This is a genomic window from Streptomyces sp. NPDC101776 (assembly GCF_044766845.1).
GTDB lineage: Bacteria > Actinomycetota > Actinomycetes > Streptomycetales > Streptomycetaceae > Streptomyces.
On sequence record NZ_JBIWMV010000001.1, the window covers coordinates 652,585 to 669,913 of the forward strand.

Sequence of the window (17,329 nt, forward strand, 5' to 3'; positions counted from 1 at the left end):
CAGCACGGACCGAAGGGGGCCCGACGTGACGATTCTGGAGAGCATCCGGCAACCACGCGACCTGAAGTCGCTGTCCGAGGCGGAACTCGGCGAACTGTCCGAAGAGATAAGGGAGTTCCTGGTCCACGCGGTGGCCAGGACCGGCGGCCACCTCGGGCCGAACCTGGGTGTGGTGGAACTGACCATCGCGCTCCACCGGGTCTTCGAGTCACCAACCGACCGCATCCTGTGGGACACCGGCCACCAGAGCTATGTGCACAAACTCCTGACGGGCCGTCAGGACTTCTCGAAACTGCGCGGCAAGGGCGGACTGTCCGGCTACCCCTCGCGCGAGGAGTCCGAGCACGACGTCATCGAGAACAGCCACGCCTCCACCGCGCTCGGCTGGGCCGACGGACTCGCCAAGGCCCGCCAGGTGCAGGGCGAGAAGGGCCATGTCGTCGCGGTCATCGGCGACGGCGCGCTCACCGGCGGCATGGCCTGGGAGGCGCTGAACAACATCGCCGCCGCCAAGGACCGCCCGCTGATCATCGTCGTCAACGACAACGAGCGCTCCTACTCACCCACGATCGGCGGCCTCGCCAACCACCTGGCGACCCTGCGCACGACCGACAGCTACGAGAGGGTCCTCGCCTGGGGCAAGGATGTCCTGCTGCGCACCCCGGTCGTCGGCAACACGATCTACGAGTCGCTGCACGGCGCGAAGAAGGGCTTCAAGGACGCGTTCAACCCGCAGGGCATGTTCGAGGACCTGGGCCTCAAGTACGTCGGCCCGATCGACGGACACGACATCGGCGCCGTCGAGTCCGCGCTGCGCCGAGCCAAACGCTTCCACGGCCCGGTCCTGGTCCACTGCCTCACGGAGAAGGGGCGCGGCTACGAACCCGCCCTCGCCCACGAGGAGGACCACTTCCACACCGTCGGCGTGATGGACCCGCTCACCTGCGCACCCCTCGTGCCCTCCAACGGCCCTTCCTGGACCAGTGTGTTCGGCGACGAGATCCTGCGCATCGGTGAGGAACGGGACGACGTCGTGGCGATCACCGCGGCCATGCTGCACCCGGTCGGCCTCGGCAAGTTCGCCGCGAGGTTCCCCGACCGCGTGTGGGACGTAGGCATCGCCGAACAGCACGCGGCGGTGTCGGCGGCGGGCCTCGCGACCGGCGGACTGCATCCCGTCGTCGCCGTCTACGCCACCTTCCTCAACCGCGCCTTCGACCAGCTCCTGATGGATGTCGCCCTCCACCGCTGCGGAGTCACCTTCGTCCTCGACCGGGCCGGCGTCACCGGCGTCGACGGGGCCTCCCACAACGGCATGTGGGACATGTCCATCCTCCAGGTCGTGCCCGGGCTGAGGATCGCCGCGCCGCGCGACGCCGACCAACTCCGGGCCCAGCTAAGGGAAGCGGTCGCCGTCGACGACGCGCCCACCCTCGTCCGCTTCCCGAAGGAGTCGGTCGGACCGGAGATCCCCGCGATCGACCGCGTCGGCGGACTCGACATCCTGCACCGGGGCGCGGAGACACCCGAGGTGCTGCTCGTCGCCGTGGGAGTGATGGCGCCCGTCTGCCTCCAGGCCGCCGAGCTCCTCGAAGCGCGCGGTATCAACTGCACGGTCGTGGACCCCCGTTGGGTCAAACCCGTCGACCCGGCGCTGCCCGGCCTCGCCGCCGAACACCGCCTGGTGGCCGTCGTCGAGGACAACAGCCGGGCCTCCGGTGTCGGCGCCGCCGTGGCGCTGGCGCTCGGCGACGCCGAAGTCGACGTGCCCGTACGGCGGTTCGGCATCCCGGAGCAGTTCCTCGCGCACGCCAAACGCGGCGAGGTGCTCGCCGACATCGGCCTCACACCCGTCGAGGTCGCCGGACGGATCAGCGCAAGCCTGGCGGTCAAGGACAGGGCCGGCCACGCAGCCAAGGAGAAACCCGAATGACCAAGGAGTTCGACCTCGCCGCGCTCATGGCCGAGCGCGGAGCCGAGCGCTACGAGCTGCACACCAAGTACCTCAACCACCAGCTCCCGCGCATGCTGCGCACCATCGGCTTCGACAAGGTCTACGAGCGGGGCGAGGGCGCCTACTTCTGGGACGCGGACGGCAACGACTACCTGGACATGCTCGCCGGGTTCGGGGTGATGGGCCTCGGCCGTCACCACCCCGTCGTCCGCAAGGCCCTGCACGACGTCCTCGACGCCCAGCTCGCCGACCTCACCCGCTTCGACTGCCAGCCGCTGCCCGGCCTGCTCGCCGAGAAGCTGCTCACCCACAGCCCGCACCTGGACCGGGTGTTCTTCGGCAACAGCGGTACGGAGGCGGTCGAGACCGCGCTGAAGTTCGCCCGCTACGCGACCGGGAAGCCGCGCGTCCTCTACTGCGACCACGCCTTCCACGGCCTGACCACCGGCTCGCTGTCGGTCAACGGCGAGGACGGCTTCCGGGACGGCTTCGCCCCGCTGCTGCCCGACACCGCCGTGCCGCTCGGCGATCTCGACGCCCTGGCACGGGAGTTGAAGAAGGGCGACGTCGCCGCCCTCGTCGTCGAGCCGATCCAGGGCAAGGGTGTGCACGAGGCACCGCCCGGCTATCTGCGGGCCGCGCAGGAACTCCTGCGGCAGCACAAGGCGTTGCTCATCGCCGACGAGGTGCAGACGGGTCTCGGCCGCACCGGTGACTTCTACGCCTACCAGCACGAGGACGGCGTGGAGCCCGACCTGGTGTGTGTGGCCAAGGCACTGTCCGGCGGCTATGTGCCGGTCGGCGCGACCCTCGGCAAGGACTGGATCTTCAAGAAGGTCTACTCGTCCATGGACCGGGTGCTGGTCCACTCGGCGAGCTTCGGGTCCAACGCCCAGGCCATGGCGGCCGGCCTCGCCGTGCTGTCCGTCATGGAGAACGAGCAGATCGTCGCCAACGCCCGTGCCACCGGGGACCAGTTGAGGTCGCGGCTCGCCGCGCTGGTCGACAAGTACGAGCTGCTCGCCGATGTGCGCGGCCGGGGCCTGATGATCGGCATCGAGTTCGGGAAGCCCAAGTCGCTGAAGCTGCGCAGCCGTTGGACCATGTTGCAGGCCGCGCGCAAGGGCCTGTTCGCGCAGATGGTGGTCGTACCGCTGCTCCAGCGGCACCGCATCCTCACCCAGGTCTCCGGTGACCACCTGGAGGTCATCAAGCTGATCCCGCCGCTGGTCGTCGGGGAGCGCGAGGTGGACCGGTTCGTGGACGCCTTCACGGCCGTGATGGACGACGCGCACAGCGGCGGCGGGCTGATGTGGGACTTCAGCAAGACGCTCGTGAAGCAGGCGGTGGCCAACCGCTGAGCCTTCGGGACGGGGTTTTTGCCTCTGTGGCAAGAAATTTGCCGCAGAGGCAATCCTGGGGCTGAATAGAGAGCATGAGCTCTTCCGAGACAGAGTCGGAACCGTCGACCGGACCGGCCGACGACCTGCCGGCCACCGTCGCCCCCCAGCTCCGAGCCCTGCGCCGCCGCGCCTCCCTCACCCTGGAGGCCGCCGCCCGCTCGGCCGGGCTCTCGCCCGCCCATCTCTCCCGGCTGGAGACCGGGCTGCGTCAGCCCTCGCTGCCGATGCTGCTCGCGCTGGCCCGTATCTACGGTACGACAGTCTCGGATCTGCTGGGCGAGACGGTCACCGACCGGGACGCCGTCGTCCGCGCCGCCGACATGGAACCGACCCACGCGGGCGGCTGGACCTACTGGCAGGCCGGCGCCCACGGCCGCGGGATGCAGTCGCTGCGCGTCCGCATCCCGCACGGCTCCCAGGGCGACATCGTGCGCGTGCACCCCGGCGAGGAATGGCTCTACGTCCTCAAGGGGCGGTTGCGGCTGCGGCTCGGCGACACCGCGCACGTCCTCGGGCCGGGCGACAGCGCGCACTTCGACTCGCTCACCCCGCACCGGCTCGCCGCCGCCGACGAGACCGGCGTCGAGGTCCTGTTCGTCCACACCCTGTTGCAGAGCCCCACGGCCGCCCTGTGCCTGGGCCCGATCACCGGAGAGACGCCATGAGCGGCAACAACATCGAGGACAAGTTCCCCCGCGCCCTGTGGGTACGGCTCCTCATCTACATCGCTGTCGGCCACCTCTTCGCGGCCTTCATCTACCTGCTGTTCTCCGTGGGTGCCAAGTAGCCCGCCACCGCCACGAGTTCAGTCCAGCAGGCGCTCGCGCAGCCGCTCCCGGATCTCCGGGGTGATCCCCAACCCCTGCTCCAGATAGGCGTCCACGCTGCCCCAGGTCTCCTCGACCGTCTCGAAGGCCGCCGTCAGATACTCGGCGCGGGCGTCGAAGAGGGGACTGAGGAGCTCCATCACCTCGGGGGAGTAGCCGGCGACGGAGGAGTTGCTGCGGCGCACCTGGTAGCGGCGGTGCTTCGCGTTCGACTCCAGGTAGTCGGTCACGATCGCCTCGCGCTCCACGCCCAGGGCGAGCAGCGTCACGGCTATCGACAGACCCGCGCGGTCCTTGCCCGCCGCGCAGTGCATCAGCGCGGGAACACTGTCCTCGGCGAGCGAGTGGAGCACCTGGGAGTGCTCGGCGGTCCGGTCCTTGACGATCGTGCGGTACGAGGCGATCATCCGGTTCGCGCCCTTGTCGCCGCCGAGGATCTCGCGCAACTGCTCGATCTCGCCGTCGCGGACCATCTTCCAGAACTCGGAGCCGTCCGCCGGGTCGCTCAGCGGCAGGTTCACATTGCGCACGCCGGGCAGCTCGACGTCGGGACCCTCCAGCTTCTGGTCCGACGCGTTGCGGAAGTCGAATATCGTGTGCAGACCCAGCGAGTCGAGGAACGCGGTGTCCTCCTCGGTCGCGTGCGCGAGATGGCCGCTGCGGAACAGCACCCCGTGCCGCACCCGCCGTCCGTCCACCGTAGGAAGTCCGCCCACGTCCCGGAAATTGCGCACTCCGGACAACTCCGGCTCGGTCGACGGAATCTGCTGCGTCACGAGGACTCCTCCCACTCGGCCCGGCGGCGCGGCTCACCGGCGGGCACGTTCTCGACGATACGACATCGATTCCCGAGGCAATGAGTTGTCCACAGGCGTTGCCTCACGACCCCTCGGACGTCGATGATGTTGGCGCTTGAGCGGACTTGTTCGAATCTGTGAGGAACCTGATGCTGGAGATCGCCGAGAACGGCCGGACGTGGGTGCTGTCGGGCCCCACAAGCAGCTACGCCGTCCATCTCACCGAGCACGACGAGCTGCTCCACCTGCACTGGGGCCCCGCGATCGCACTCGCCGACGCCGAGGAACTCGCCGCCCGCCCGCTGCCCTCCGGCTCCTCCTTCGAGTCCCCGCTCGACGGCCGCGAGGAGTACCCCGTCGAGGGCGGCCCCCGCTTCGCCCGGCCCGCCCTGTCCGTGCGCACCCCCGAGCGCCGCGGCACGGAATGGACCTTCGAGCGGTACGACACCGAGGGCGACGAACTGCGGCTCCGCTTCCGGGACACCGGCCTTGCGATCACGCTGCACTACCGGACGCGCGGCGACGTCGTAGAGCGCTGGACGAGCCTCGACAACGACGGGGACGAGCCGTTGGAGCTGCTGCGCGCCGACTCCGGTGTGTGGACGCTGCCCGAGCGTGAGGGGTGGCGGCTGTCGCAGTTGCACGGGCGGTGGGCCGCCGAGTCGCGGCTGGTGCGTTCCGAGCTCACCTACGGTGAGAAGGTCATCGGCAGCCGGCGCGGTCACACCGGGCATCAGCATCTGCCCTGGGTGGCCCTCGACATCGACGCCACCGAGGAGCGCGGCGAGGTCTACGGCTGTGCCCTCGGCTGGTCGGGGTCCTGGCGGCTGGCCGTGGCCCAACTCCCGGACGCGCGCGTGCAGATCACCGGCGGTGCCGGGTACGACGACTCCGGGCTGCTGCTCCTGGCGCCGGGCGAGTCCTACACGACCCCCCTCTTCGCGGGGCTGTGGAGCGACGGCGGCTACGGCGGCGCCAGCCGCACCTGGCACACGTACCAGCGGACGTACGTCATCCCGGACGCGGACCAGGACCGGCCGGTGCTCTACAACTCCTGGGAGGCCACCCAGTTCGACATCTCCGAGGAGCAGCAGGAGACGCTCGCGCAGCGCGCGGCGGCGGTCGGGGTCGAGCTGTTCGTGGTCGACGACGGCTGGTTCGGCGCCCGCACCAGCGACCGTGCCGGGCTCGGTGACTGGACCCCCAACCCGGACCGTTTCCCGGCGGGTCTCAAGCCGCTCGCCGACCGTGTGCACGCGCTGGGCATGCAGTTCGGCATCTGGGTCGAGCCCGAGATGATCAACCCGGACAGCGACCTGTACCGCGCGCACCCCGACTGGGTGCAGTTCCAACCGGGACGAAAGCGGACGGAGTTCCGCAATCAGCTCGTCCTCAACCTGGCCCGCGAGGACGTTCAGGAGTACCTCTGGGAGCAGCTCGACGGGCTGCTCTCCAGTGCCCCGATCGACTACGTGAAGTGGGACTTCAACCGCTGCTTCACCGACGCGGGCTGGCCCGGCGACGCCTATCCGCAGCGTCTCTGGGTCGACCATGTGCGGGCCCTGTACGCCCTGTTGGACCGGTTGCGGGAAGCTCACCCGGGCGTGGCCTTCGAGTCCTGCTCGGGCGGTGGCGGCCGGATCGACCTCGGCATCATGAGCCGTACGGACCAGGTGTGGACCTCGGACAACACCGACCCGCTCGACCGGCTCGCCATCCAGCACGGCTTCAGCCAGATCCACCCCGCGCGCGTGATGGCCGCCTGGGTCACCGACAGCCCGAACACTCAACTCAACGACCGGGTCAGCAGCCTGCGTTTCCGGTTCGTGAGTTCCATGGCCGGGGTGCTCGGTGTGGGTGGCGACCTCTCGGAGTGGACCGACGAGGACCTCACCGAGGCCCGCCGCTGGGTCGACCTCTACAAGGAGATCCGGCCGCTCGTGCAGCACGGCGACCTCCACCGGCTGCGCGCGCCGAGCGGCGGACTGAGCGCCGTGCAGTACGTGCGCGGCGACGAGACCGTCGTCCTCGCCCTCCTCCAGGCGCAGCACTACGGAGAGCCCCTGTCGGCGCTCCGGCTGCGCGGGCTCGACCCGACAGCATCGTACGAATGCCTCGAAACGGGTGAAGTCCACAGGGGTGCGGTCCTGTTGCACCACGGGCTGCGTACTGGGCTGCGCGGTGACCTCGATGCGACGGTTATCCGGCTGCGTCGCATCTGAGCCTTCTGTCCTAATTGCAGCCTTCGTGCCAACTCGCTCTGGAATAAAGGAACCTGAGGGGAACGCACGTGATCAGCGTCATATTCGTGACCGTACGTCGTTCGTCATGTTCACGTAATTGGCGTGCTTTTGCAGGGGAATTGAGGGGTTGAGTCCGGTGGGAATTCACGGAGGGTGACTGTAAATTCCCACAGGGGATCACAAGGAACGCATATCCGTGGAACCTCCTGCTTGTCCCTTTGCGTCTTCCTCGCTTACGTTCGCCACCAATCCGGACGGACGCCCAATCCTGCCGCCGACCGGACTCCGCACACCCACCCGTATGCGGCAGGAGCGGGGGACCCACAGGTAAGACGCCTGTTCCGGTCTCCGGAACGGGCTTGGGGTTAAGCCGCGACCAGCGCGCGGCCGGGCATCTCCAGCCCGCACCCGACAGCTCACCCCGCAGGCGCCGGAGAGGAATTCGTCATGCCCGCCAAGGGTAAGCACCGCCGTCCGAAGTCCCAGCGTTTCTCCCGCTCGATAGCCGTGGCCGGAACGGGCGGCGCGGCACTCGCCCTTCCGCTCATGGGGGCGACCGGCGCTCATGCCGCCACCACGACTTCCGTTCCGGAAAAGGCCGTTCAGTCGGTTCCGGCGACTGAGAAGACGGTGACGCAGAAGGCGGCGACCGCCAAGACCGAGGGCGTCAAGACGTACTCGGTGAAGGCCGGCGACTGGCTCGCGAAGATCGCCGAGGAGCAGGACGTCACCGGCGGCTGGAAGAAGATCTACCAGGACAACCGCGAGGCCATCGGCGGCGATCCGTCGCTGATCCACCCGGGCCTGAAGCTCTCCCTCGGCAAGAAGGCCGCGACGGGCACGAGCACGGGCACCGGCGCGGACACGGGTACGAGCACGACCAAGTCGTCCGGTTCGTCCTCCAGTTCGTCTTCTTCGTCTTCGTCGAAGAAGACGACCGCCACCCAGAGCGACGACAGCACCAGCACGAGCACCTCCAGCGGCTACACCCTCCCCGTGACCGGCGGCACGATCGGCACCGGCTACCACGTCGCGGGCAGCATGTGGTCCAGCGGCTACCACACCGGTGTCGACTTCGTCGTCCCGACCGGCACCACCATCAAGGCGGTCGCCGCGGGCACGGTCGTCTCGGCGGCCTACGACGGCGCCTACGGCAACGAGGTCGTGATCCGGCACGCGGACGGCGAGTACTCGCAGTACGCCCACATGTCGCAGCTGTCCGTCTCGGCCGGCCAGACCGTGACCGAGGGCCAGCAGATCGGCCTCTCCGGCGCGACCGGCAACGTGACCGGCCCGCACCTGCACTTCGAGATCCGGACGACGCCGTACTACGGCTCGGACGTGGACCCGGTCGCCTACCTGCGCTCGCACGGCGTCACCGTCGGCTGACCTCTCGGAACCCCGGTCAGGGCAGTTCCCGGCGTGAACGCCCCTGATCAGGGGCTTATTCCGACTTTGGACAACACTTTACAAGTGGCTTATCTCACCGCCCGTCAACCCCATATTACGATCGCGTAGGTCACACTCCAGGGTGAATTATGGTTGCCGTGGCTAACGATTCGAAGAGTGACAACAGATCAGTGATCGGGTCGTACGTGGCGGTGGGGGACAGCTTCACCGAGGGCGTCGGCGATCCTGGGCCCGACGGGGCGATGGTCGGCTGGGCCGACCGGTTCGCGGTACTGCTCGCGGACCGGCGGCCCGAGGGCGACTTCGAGTACACCAACCTCGCGGTGCGCGGGAAGCTGCTCGACCAGATCGTGGCCGACCAGCTCACCCGGGCCAAGGAGATCGCCCCCGACCTGGTCTCCCTGGCCGCGGGCGGCAACGACATCATCCGTCCGGGCACCGACCCCGACGAGGTCGCCGAGCGCTTCGAGCGCGCGGTCGCCGACCTCACCGCCGCCGTCGGCACCGTCATGGTGACGACCGGCTTCGACACCCGCAACGTGCCCGTGCTCAAGCACCTTCGCGGCAAGATCGCCACCTACAACGGACATGTGCGGGCCATCGCCGACCGCTACGGCTGTCCGGTGCTCGACCTGTGGTCCCTGAAGACGGTCCAGGACCGGCGGGCCTGGGACGGCGACCGGCTCCACCTCTCTCCCGAGGGGCACACGCGCGTGGCGCTCCGCGCCGGCCAGGTCCTCGGTGTCGAGATCCCGGCCGACCCGGACCAGCCCTGGCCGCCGCTGCCCCCGCGCGGCACGCTCGACATCCGGCGCGACGACGTCCACTGGGCACGCGAGTACCTGGTGCCGTGGATCGGCCGCCGGCTGCGGGGCGAGTCCTCCGGGGACCATGCGGAGGCGAAGGGCGCGTTGTCGCCGGACGACATCAAGATGCGGATCGACTGGGTGGCTTGACGGGGCGTGAGGCTCCGCCGGGTGAAGGGCCCGCGGGGTGGCGGGTGCGGCCGCGGAACCGGGGGGCCGGTGAGGTGACCGCGCGGGAGCGGTGAACGGCTATGGGTGGGCCGGGGTGGTGACATGTCCCCGAACCGTCCCCCTGTCCCCGGCTGCCGGAAAAACCTCCTTCGCGTGCCCGCGCCTGTCCGCGTGCCCGCAGCGTAGCCCCGCGCCGAGGTCCACGACCTCGCCGTCACGGGTACCACGGTCTGCGAACTGAACCGAGTGCCTACGGAGGGACGGCTCAGGACGCCGTCAACGCGGCCCGGTCCAGGCCCAGTTCGCGGGCCAGGGCCTCGTCGACCCACTCCAGGGCCCGCGCCCGCGACACCGCTCCCGCGTACGCCGTCATCTGTACGGCGAGTCCGTCGAGGAGCGCCGTGAGGCGCAGGGCGGTGGTGGCCGGGTCCGGGCAGTGGAACTCGCCCGCGGTCACCCCCTCGGCGACGACCTCCGCGAGCGCCCGCTTCCACTGCCGGTCGAGATCCCGGGTGACGTCCAGGAGGGCGGGCTCACGCAGCGCCGCCGCCCAGCCCTCGATCCACAGCCGCCAGCCCTTGGCCTGCCCGGTCGGCGCGTACCAGCGCACCGCCGCCCGCAGCCGGCGCAGCGCGGTCGTACGGCGGCCGAGCAGCTTGCGCAGATGCGCGAGATCGTCCTCCGCGGCGAAGGTGAACGCGGCGGCGACCAGTTTCTCCTTGGTCGAGAAGTGATAGAGCACCAGCGCGTTGCTCACCCCGAGCGCCGAGGCCACGTCGGCGATCCTGACCGCCGCCACACCCCGCGCCTCGATCTGCTCGACGGCGGCCCGCAGCAACTCCGCACGCCGCTCCGCCACGCCCAACCGCACTCTCGCCACGTGATCACCCTATTCCGTGGTCCACGAAGGTGTTGCCCGGTGCCTCACCGGTACCAGCCGAACCGCTCCGCGATGACCGGCAGCCGGTCCGCGACGATGGCGTGCGCGGCGGCGCGCGGGGTCGTGCCGTCGGCCTCCGCGCGGGCCAGCATCAGGTCGATCAGGGAGCGCATCGAACGCCGGGTGTGGGCGAACGCCTCGTCCGCGTCCGCGCCGATGTCGCCGAACAGGGTCCACCACCACCAGGCGTTCGTCCCGGAGTTCACGACCACGTCGGGCAGTACGACGACTCCGCGCGCGGACAGCAGTTCCTCCGCCTCGGGGAGGACGGGCATGTTGGCCGCCTCGACGATCCAGCGGGCGCCGATCCCCTGCTGGTTCGTGGTGTCGATCGCGTACGACACCGCCGCCGGGACCAGCACCTCCGCCTCGACGGACAGCCAGTCCTCGCCGGGGAGTTCGAGGTCGCCGGGGCGCAGCGCGGAACGGTCCACGGCGCCGTACCCGTCCCGGGCCGCGAGCAGCGCGTCCACGTCGAGTCCGGCCGGGTTCGCGATCGTCCCCTTCAGGTCGGCGACGGCGACGATCGTCAGCCCCGCGCGCGTGAGGAACCGCGCCGTGGCCCCGCCCATGGTGCCCAGACCCTGCACGGAGACCCGCGTCCCCGCGTACGGCACGTCCGCCCGGTCCAGCGCCGCGAGCACCGACTCGGCGACCCCGCAGCCGCCGACCAGCTCGTCGAGACCGATGCCGTCCACGTCGACCGCGAAGGCGTCCGCGAGCCGCCGCCGGGCCGCCTTCTCGTCGTCGAGCAGCGGATACACGGCCTGGATCGACGACACGAGCCCGGCCTCGGCGACGGCCCGGTCGACCAGGTCCTGGGTCAGCCCGAGGTCCTCACCCGTCGTCCAGAAGCTCTCGATGTACGGCCGCATGGCGCGCAGGTAGCGCACGAGGACGTCGTACGCCCCCGGGTCCTGGGGATCGCAGTCGATGCCGCCCTTGGCGCCGCCCAGGGGGACGTAGCGGCCCTCCGGGTCGTAGTGCAGCGCCTCTTTCATGGTCATGCCGCGGGCGAGCCCCGCCACCTCGTCGAGTGTGCAGCCCGGCCGCATCCGCAGTCCGCCGCTGGACACCCCGCGCACTAGCCGGTCGACGACCAGGAAGCCCTGGCGGCCGGTGACGTGATCGGTCCAGGTGAGCGACATCAGGGGGGCGGTCATGGGGACTCCTCGCGGCATCGGCCGGCAGGCCAAGTACTGAACGGCGAGTCAGTATCGGGAGTGGTGTCGGGTCCTGTCAACGGAAGGGCCGCCGGACGCTCGGATCCCGCTGCGCCGGGTCGACCTTCGGCGCGGAACTTTGGTCTTTCCTTGGAAAGCGGGCTCCGTGACGCCGACGCACCGGCGTTGTCACAGGGGTCGACCATAATGGAAAGCCTGAACGACCCGACCTGGAGGCATCGTGACCGGATTCCGTACGCTGAGCTCCGGGCTCCGCGCGCTGCAGCCCGCTGCCTTCGGCGTGGACCCGAGCGGCGAGCGCCTGGCGCGCATTCGCAGATCACCCCACTTCAAGGACGGGGTCTTCCAGAACCCCGGGGGCAATACGAACGTCCGCCCGTCCGGCGGCACGATGCGCGAGATGGGCAAGTCCTACCTCGACAAGGAGCAGCGCGCCCGCCGCGCTCCCGAAGGCACGCTCCCGGTGCACGCCACGACCCTCGCCGACCTGGCCAAGCCCGCCGCGACCGGCCTGCGGCTGACCTGGATGGGGCACTCCAGCGTGCTGGCGGAGATCGACGGCCACCGGGTCCTCTTCGACCCGGTCTGGGGCGAGCGCTGCTCCCCGTTCCCGTTCGCCGGACCCAAGCGGCTGCACCCGGCGCCCCTGCCGCTGGCCGCGCTCGGCCCGGTCGACGTAGTGGTCATCTCGCACGACCACTACGACCACCTGGACATGCCCTCGATCAAGGCGCTGGCCGACACGGACACCCTGTTCGCCGTGCCGCTCGGCGTCGGCGCCCACCTGGAGCACTGGGGTGTCTCCCCGGACCGGCTGCGCGAGCTGGACTGGAACGAGGAGACCAAGGTCGGCGGTCTCACTCTGACCGCGACACCGGCCCGCCACTTCTGCGGGCGCGGCCTGCGCAACACCCAGCACACGCTCTGGGCCTCCTGGGTGGTCGCCGGTGACGAGCACCGGATCTACCACAGCGGCGACACCGGCTACTTCGAGGGCTTCAAGGACATCGGTGCCGCGCACGGTCCGTTCGACGCCACGATGATCCAGATCGGCGCGTACAGCGAGTTCTGGCCCGACATCCACATGACGCCCGAGGAGGGCATGCGCGCCCACCTCGACCTCCAGGGCGGGCAGCCGCACGGGGTGCTGCTGCCGATCCACTGGGGCACGTTCAATCTGGCGCTGCACCCGTGGGCCGAGCCCGGCGAGTGGACGGCGGACGAGGGAGCGGCGGTGGGCCAGACCGTGGCCACGCCGACGCCGGGCGAGCCGTTCGAACCCGGCGGCGACCTGACGACGACTGCTTGGTGGCGCCCCTTCGGGGGGACGATCACCCGCCACTGGACGACCCCCGAGCCGGTCGCGACGGAACCGAACCCGGCGGCGACTCCGGCGGAACTCGACCTCGCCAACGAGCGCTGACGGGGGCGGAGAGGTCCTCCTGCTACGCAGGTACCGCGTAGCAGGTCCCGCTCAGTCGATGACCGCGGTGGCTTCCACCTCGACCAGATGGTCGGGTACGTCCAGGGACGCCACGCCGATCAGCGTCCCCGGTGCCATCGGCGTGGTCCCCAGCTTCGCGGCGGCCCGGGCGACTCCCTCCAGGAACAGGGGCATCTTGTCGGGCGTCCAGTCGACGACGTAGACGGTCAGCTTCGCCACGTCGTCGAAGGACACGCCGACCTCGGCCAGCGCGGTGCCGACGTTGAGGTAGCTCCGCTCGACCTGGGCGGCGAGGTCTCCCGCGCCGACCGTGACCCCCTCGGCATTCCAGGCGACCTGCCCGGCGATGAACACCAGCTTCGATCCCGTAGCGATCGACACCTGCCGGTACACCGGGATCGTCGGCAGTCCGTCGGGGTTGATCAGAGTGATGGCCATGCTGCCCACCTCGTTCGTTCTCGGTCACTTGTGGTTACTCGGGAACCGTAGGAGAGTTGCCGCTGACCTGGAAGAACGCACTTTTCGGTGACGGGGGAACCTTATGGTGACCAAGCAGTTCAGGGACTCGCCCGAGGACGCGGACCTGAGGCGCGCGGACTCCCTGGCGCGGGAGATCTTCTCCGACGTCGCCAACAAGTGGGCGTTCCTGATCATCGAGGCCCTCCGTGAAGGCACCCTGCGCTTCAGTGAACTGCGGAACCGGATCGAGGGCATCAGCCACAAGATGCTCACGCAGAACCTGCGCATGCTGGAGCGCAACGGTCTGGTCGAGCGCGACGTCCACCCCACCGTGCCGCCACGTGTCGAGTACACCCTCACCGAGTCCGGCCAGGGGCTCCGGGCGACGGTCGACGCCATGTGCGGCTGGACCCACCGGTACCTCGGTCGCATCGAGGCCGCCCGCCGCCGTTTCGACGCCTGACGATCGGCCTCGGGCAGACACGCTGTGTGATGTTCCGGGGGTAGGTCCGAGGGTGGCCCGGCTCCGGAAATCGCCTCCACGACCCGGCGGCGGGTGCGGGACAGGTGGAGGTCGAGAGCCGGGCGGCATCGAACTCCTCAGCCCCTGACGGCCGTTCGCGACCGGTTCCGATCAGGGTCGATCGATTCTTTGTCCTTCTTCTGCGTACGGCCCGAGAGGTTATCGGTCTGCCGTGCGAGACCTCATACCAGAGCGGGACGCTGCCCGTGGGACTTTGTCAACTGCCCACCGCACCTGATGCGTTGACGACTACTGTGAGTGTCCGTCGGGCGACGTGGGGCCGAATTCTTCGGCTCTCTCGACCGGCACCACTGTGGCGTATGCCCGAATCGCGCACCCCGCGCGAACCAACGGCCCGACGCACCAAGTACGAGGACGCCGATGTCTCAACTCCGTGCACCGGCCGCACGCGCAGACCGCCGTGAGGGCGGCCGGCACGGGCGACCGGCCGCTCGCCCCGTGCCCGCACTGCCCGAGACGCACATACGCCCCCAGCTCCTGCGCCTCGCCGTGCTGCCGCCCATCGCGGTCGCGCTGAGCGCCAGCGCGGCCGTCCTGTTCACCGTCCGCTCCACCGGAGCACGGACCAGCCTCACCCTCTGGGGTGTCCTCGCCGGAGCCACCTCGGTGACGTTCGCGGGCATCCTGATCGCCGCCGTGGCCGCCGGCCGTGCCGCCGGTTCCGTCAGCGACCGCATCGGCGCCCTGCGCCGCAGCAGCGCGCGCGGCGAGGCCGATCTGCGCGACCTGGTCGAGGCGCTGCGCCGCGGCGAGGGCCCGCCCCAGCGCAAGCCACGCAGCAGGCCCCCCGGGGACGCCGACGACTTCGACCTCCTCGCCGCCGACCTGGCACACGCGCACGACGGCGCCGTCACCGCCGTCGTCGCGGCCTCCCAGCTCTCCAGCCAGGCGGGCAGCGAACAGAAGGTCGAGGTCTTCGTGAACCTCGCCCGGCGCCTGCAGTCCCTGGTGCACCGCGAGATCTCCATCCTCGACGAGCTGGAGAACGAGATCGAGGACCCCGATCTGCTCAAGGGCCTCTTCCACGTCGACCACCTCGCCACCCGCATCCGCCGTCACGCCGAGAACCTCGCCGTCCTCGGCGGCGCCGTCTCCCGCAGACAGTGGAGCAACCCGGTCTCCATGACCGAGGTGCTGCGCTCCGCCATCGCCGAGGTCGAGCAGTACTCCCGCGTCAAACTCGTGCCGCCGATCGACGGGACTCTGCGCGGCCACGCCGTCGCCGACGTGATCCACCTGGTGGCCGAACTCGTCGAGAACGCCACGGTGTTCTCCGCCCCGCACACCCAAGTGCTGCTCCGCGTCAACCTCGTGACCTCGGGCCTCGCCGTCGAGGTCGAGGACCGCGGCCTCGGCATGCCCCTCGGCGAGCAGGGCCGGATGAACACCCTGCTCACCGACCCCGACCAGGTCAACGTCGCCAGCCTGCTGGCCGACGGCCGCATCGGCCTGTTCGTGGTCTCCCAACTCGCCCGCCGCCACGGCATCCACGTCCGCCTCCAGACCAACATCTACGGCGGGGTGCAGGCCGTACTCGTCGTGCCACAGGCCCTGTTGGGCGGTACGACGCCGGGCGCCCCCGGGATCGCCGGGCAGCCGCAGGACACCCTGGGCGGGGGGCAACCGCTCGTACCGCCGCAGCAGGCCCCGCAGATCGGGGCGCAGGGCGGGACCGAGGGCGGTCAACAGGCCGCCGGCCAGGGCGTCTTGGCATCGCCCGGCGGGCCGGGACGGCACCAGCGCGGGTCAGGGGCGCCGGGCCGGCATCAACGACGGGACTCCGTACCGCCCGCCGCACCGGGGCGGAACGGCGATGAACCGGTGCCGTTGCCCGTGCGCGGCGCCCACGCGGAGCGCGCCAACCCCTCGGAGGCGGTACCCGGCATCCGTCCCGACGACCGGGGGACCGTGGCCGAGAACGTCACCGCGCCGCCCGTCCCACGCGCCGGAGCGGTACGCGGCACCATGGGCAAGCCGCCCCAATTGCCCCGGCGCCGCGCCCAGGAACACATCGCACCCCAGCTCCGCGACGGCCCGGCACCGCGCCAGGACTCCGAGGACCCCGCGGGCCACGACCCGGGCCTGATGGCCGCGTTCCAACGGGGCATCGGGCTCGCGGAGGCACGGCAGCACATGGAGGCGGCGGAGCTGGTGGAGGGGACCGACACGGCGTCACCACGCGTGGAGGCACTCCAGACCATGGAGCCGCCGCACAGGGAGGATCCGCAGGTGGAGCCTTCGCAGGTGGAGCCTTCGCATGGGGAGTCGGCGCACCCGGAGTTCGTGCCCACCGGTGAGGTCTATGCCGGCGAAGTCCACACGGGCGGTCTCTACATGGACGCACTCCACGCGGAACCGTCCGCCCCGGACCGGTCCGCCGTGGAGCAACCGCACCTGTCGGCAACACACATGGGCTCCGGCTACATGAACACCGCACTCCACCGTTACACCACACAGCCCATGACACCGGACACCGAGACAGGCGTAGGTCCGGGTACCCGCACCGGCACGGACCGTTTCACCCTCGCCCCCCACATGGACGCGGCCCCCATAGCCGAAGCGCACGCGCATGTGCCCGGTCACGGTCACGACCTCACCGCCCCGCACGACGGGAGCGCATCAGCCGGATGACCACGCACGCCCCCACCCCCCACACGCCCACCCCCACCAGCGCTCCCGCAGACCTTCGTACCCCAAGGAGTCGATCCACCATGGCGAGCGATGCGCCGACCGGCCATGTATCCGATCTCGACTGGCTGATGAGCGGCCTCGTACAGCGCGTACCGCACACCACCAGCGCGGTCCTGCTCTCCTGCGACGGGCTCGTGAAGTCGGTTCACGGGCTCGACCCCGACAGCGCCGACCACATGGCGGCCCTGGCCTCCGGGCTGTACTCCCTCGGCCGGAGTGCGGGCGTCCGCTTCGGTGACGGCGGAGACGTCCGGCAGGTCGTCGTCGAACTCGACTCGACCCTGCTCTTTGTCACCACCGCCGGCTCCGGCACCTGTCTCGCCGTGCTCGCCGGCCGCGAGGCCGACGCGGCCGTCCTCGGCTACGAGATGGCGATGCTGGTCAAGAGCGTCCGCCCCTACCTCGTGACCGCTCCCCGGCAGCACGCCGTCGAATCCCCTGCGATGAGGCCTTGAG

General features: G+C 70.3%; 15 protein-coding genes and 1 riboswitch. Of the genes, 11 read left to right on the plus strand and 4 right to left on the minus strand.

What is annotated here, in order from left to right; translation table 11 throughout:
• Window positions 1–25: 25 nt before the first annotated feature.
• The 4 genes from dxs to ACIRRY_RS02855 all read left to right on the plus strand — a co-directional run bounded on the left by dxs (window position 26) and on the right by ACIRRY_RS02855 (window position 4,144).
• Complete coding sequence (gene dxs, locus ACIRRY_RS02840; RefSeq protein ID WP_403967198.1) at window positions 26–1,933, plus strand: 1-deoxy-D-xylulose-5-phosphate synthase; 1,908 nt, start codon at window positions 26–28, stop codon at window positions 1,931–1,933.
• Window positions 1,930–3,315 (plus strand): aspartate aminotransferase family protein, encoded by a 1,386-nt coding sequence (locus tag ACIRRY_RS02845; RefSeq protein WP_403967200.1) that lies wholly within the window; start codon window positions 1,930–1,932, stop codon window positions 3,313–3,315. Before dxs ends, ACIRRY_RS02845 begins: the two co-directional genes overlap by 4 nt.
• A 74-nt stretch (window positions 3,316–3,389) precedes the next feature.
• Window positions 3,390–4,022, plus strand: a complete 633-nt coding sequence (locus ACIRRY_RS02850; RefSeq protein WP_403967203.1) for a helix-turn-helix domain-containing protein — start codon at window positions 3,390–3,392, stop codon at window positions 4,020–4,022.
• Entirely contained in the window at window positions 4,019–4,144 is a 126-nt protein-coding gene (locus ACIRRY_RS02855; protein WP_403967205.1) for a DUF6126 family protein, read from the plus strand. Before ACIRRY_RS02850 ends, ACIRRY_RS02855 begins: the two co-directional genes overlap by 4 nt.
• 18 nt (window positions 4,145–4,162) lie before the next feature.
• Here ACIRRY_RS02855 and ACIRRY_RS02860 read toward each other — a convergent pair whose 3' ends face one another.
• A complete protein-coding gene (locus ACIRRY_RS02860) occupies window positions 4,163–4,960 on the minus strand; it encodes a tyrosine-protein phosphatase (RefSeq protein WP_403967207.1) in 798 nt (265 codons plus the stop codon).
• A gap of 170 nt (window positions 4,961–5,130) precedes the next feature.
• On the opposite strand from ACIRRY_RS02860, the gene ACIRRY_RS02865 reads away from it, so the two are divergent.
• The 3 genes from ACIRRY_RS02865 to ACIRRY_RS02875 all read left to right on the plus strand — a co-directional run bounded on the left by ACIRRY_RS02865 (window position 5,131) and on the right by ACIRRY_RS02875 (window position 9,590).
• Window positions 5,131–7,203: an alpha-galactosidase gene (locus ACIRRY_RS02865; RefSeq protein WP_403967209.1), complete on the plus strand. Its 2,073-nt coding sequence runs from the start codon at window positions 5,131–5,133 to the stop codon at window positions 7,201–7,203.
• A 305-nt stretch (window positions 7,204–7,508) separates the two neighbouring features.
• A riboswitch (cyclic di-AMP (ydaO/yuaA leader) is annotated at window positions 7,509–7,667 on the plus strand.
• A 4-nt stretch (window positions 7,668–7,671) separates the two neighbouring features.
• Window positions 7,672–8,613: a peptidoglycan DD-metalloendopeptidase family protein gene (locus tag ACIRRY_RS02870; protein ID WP_403967211.1), complete on the plus strand. Its 942-nt coding sequence runs from the start codon at window positions 7,672–7,674 to the stop codon at window positions 8,611–8,613.
• 191 nt (window positions 8,614–8,804) lie between these two features.
• Window positions 8,805–9,590, plus strand: a complete 786-nt coding sequence (locus ACIRRY_RS02875; RefSeq protein ID WP_403968328.1) for an SGNH/GDSL hydrolase family protein — start codon at window positions 8,805–8,807, stop codon at window positions 9,588–9,590.
• A gap of 286 nt (window positions 9,591–9,876) precedes the next feature.
• Here ACIRRY_RS02875 and ACIRRY_RS02880 read toward each other — a convergent pair whose 3' ends face one another.
• Both ACIRRY_RS02880 and ACIRRY_RS02885 read right to left on the minus strand, forming a co-directional pair.
• Window positions 9,877–10,470: a TetR/AcrR family transcriptional regulator gene (locus tag ACIRRY_RS02880; RefSeq protein ID WP_403968330.1), complete on the minus strand. Its 594-nt coding sequence runs from the start codon at window positions 10,468–10,470 to the stop codon at window positions 9,877–9,879.
• 65 nt (window positions 10,471–10,535) lie between these two features.
• The gene (locus ACIRRY_RS02885) at window positions 10,536–11,714 is read right to left on the minus strand and encodes a Glu/Leu/Phe/Val dehydrogenase dimerization domain-containing protein (protein WP_403967213.1); all 1,179 of its coding nucleotides are present in this window, start codon (window positions 11,712–11,714) and stop codon (window positions 10,536–10,538) included.
• Window positions 11,715–11,955: 241 nt separating this feature from the next.
• Between ACIRRY_RS02885 and ACIRRY_RS02890 the strand changes: the two genes are divergently transcribed.
• Window positions 11,956–13,158, plus strand: a complete 1,203-nt coding sequence (locus ACIRRY_RS02890) for an MBL fold metallo-hydrolase (protein WP_403967215.1) — start codon at window positions 11,956–11,958, stop codon at window positions 13,156–13,158.
• Window positions 13,159–13,209: 51 nt separating this feature from the next.
• Here ACIRRY_RS02890 and ACIRRY_RS02895 read toward each other — a convergent pair whose 3' ends face one another.
• Window positions 13,210–13,617: a RidA family protein gene (locus tag ACIRRY_RS02895; protein ID WP_403967217.1), complete on the minus strand. Its 408-nt coding sequence runs from the start codon at window positions 13,615–13,617 to the stop codon at window positions 13,210–13,212.
• Between the two features lie 103 nt (window positions 13,618–13,720).
• On the opposite strand from ACIRRY_RS02895, the gene ACIRRY_RS02900 reads away from it, so the two are divergent.
• The 3 genes from ACIRRY_RS02900 (at window position 13,721) to ACIRRY_RS02910 (ending at window position 17,328) form a co-directional block, all read left to right on the plus strand.
• Window positions 13,721–14,101: a winged helix-turn-helix transcriptional regulator gene (locus tag ACIRRY_RS02900; RefSeq protein ID WP_403967219.1), complete on the plus strand. Its 381-nt coding sequence runs from the start codon at window positions 13,721–13,723 to the stop codon at window positions 14,099–14,101.
• Between the two features lie 441 nt (window positions 14,102–14,542).
• Window positions 14,543–16,813 (plus strand): ATP-binding protein, encoded by a 2,271-nt coding sequence (locus tag ACIRRY_RS02905; protein ID WP_403967221.1) that lies wholly within the window; start codon window positions 14,543–14,545, stop codon window positions 16,811–16,813.
• Window positions 16,814–16,893: 80 nt separating this feature from the next.
• On the plus strand, window positions 16,894–17,328 hold the full coding sequence (locus tag ACIRRY_RS02910; RefSeq protein ID WP_019069670.1) for a roadblock/LC7 domain-containing protein: 435 nt from the start codon (window positions 16,894–16,896) through the stop codon (window positions 17,326–17,328).
• Window position 17,329 lies beyond the last annotated feature (1 nt).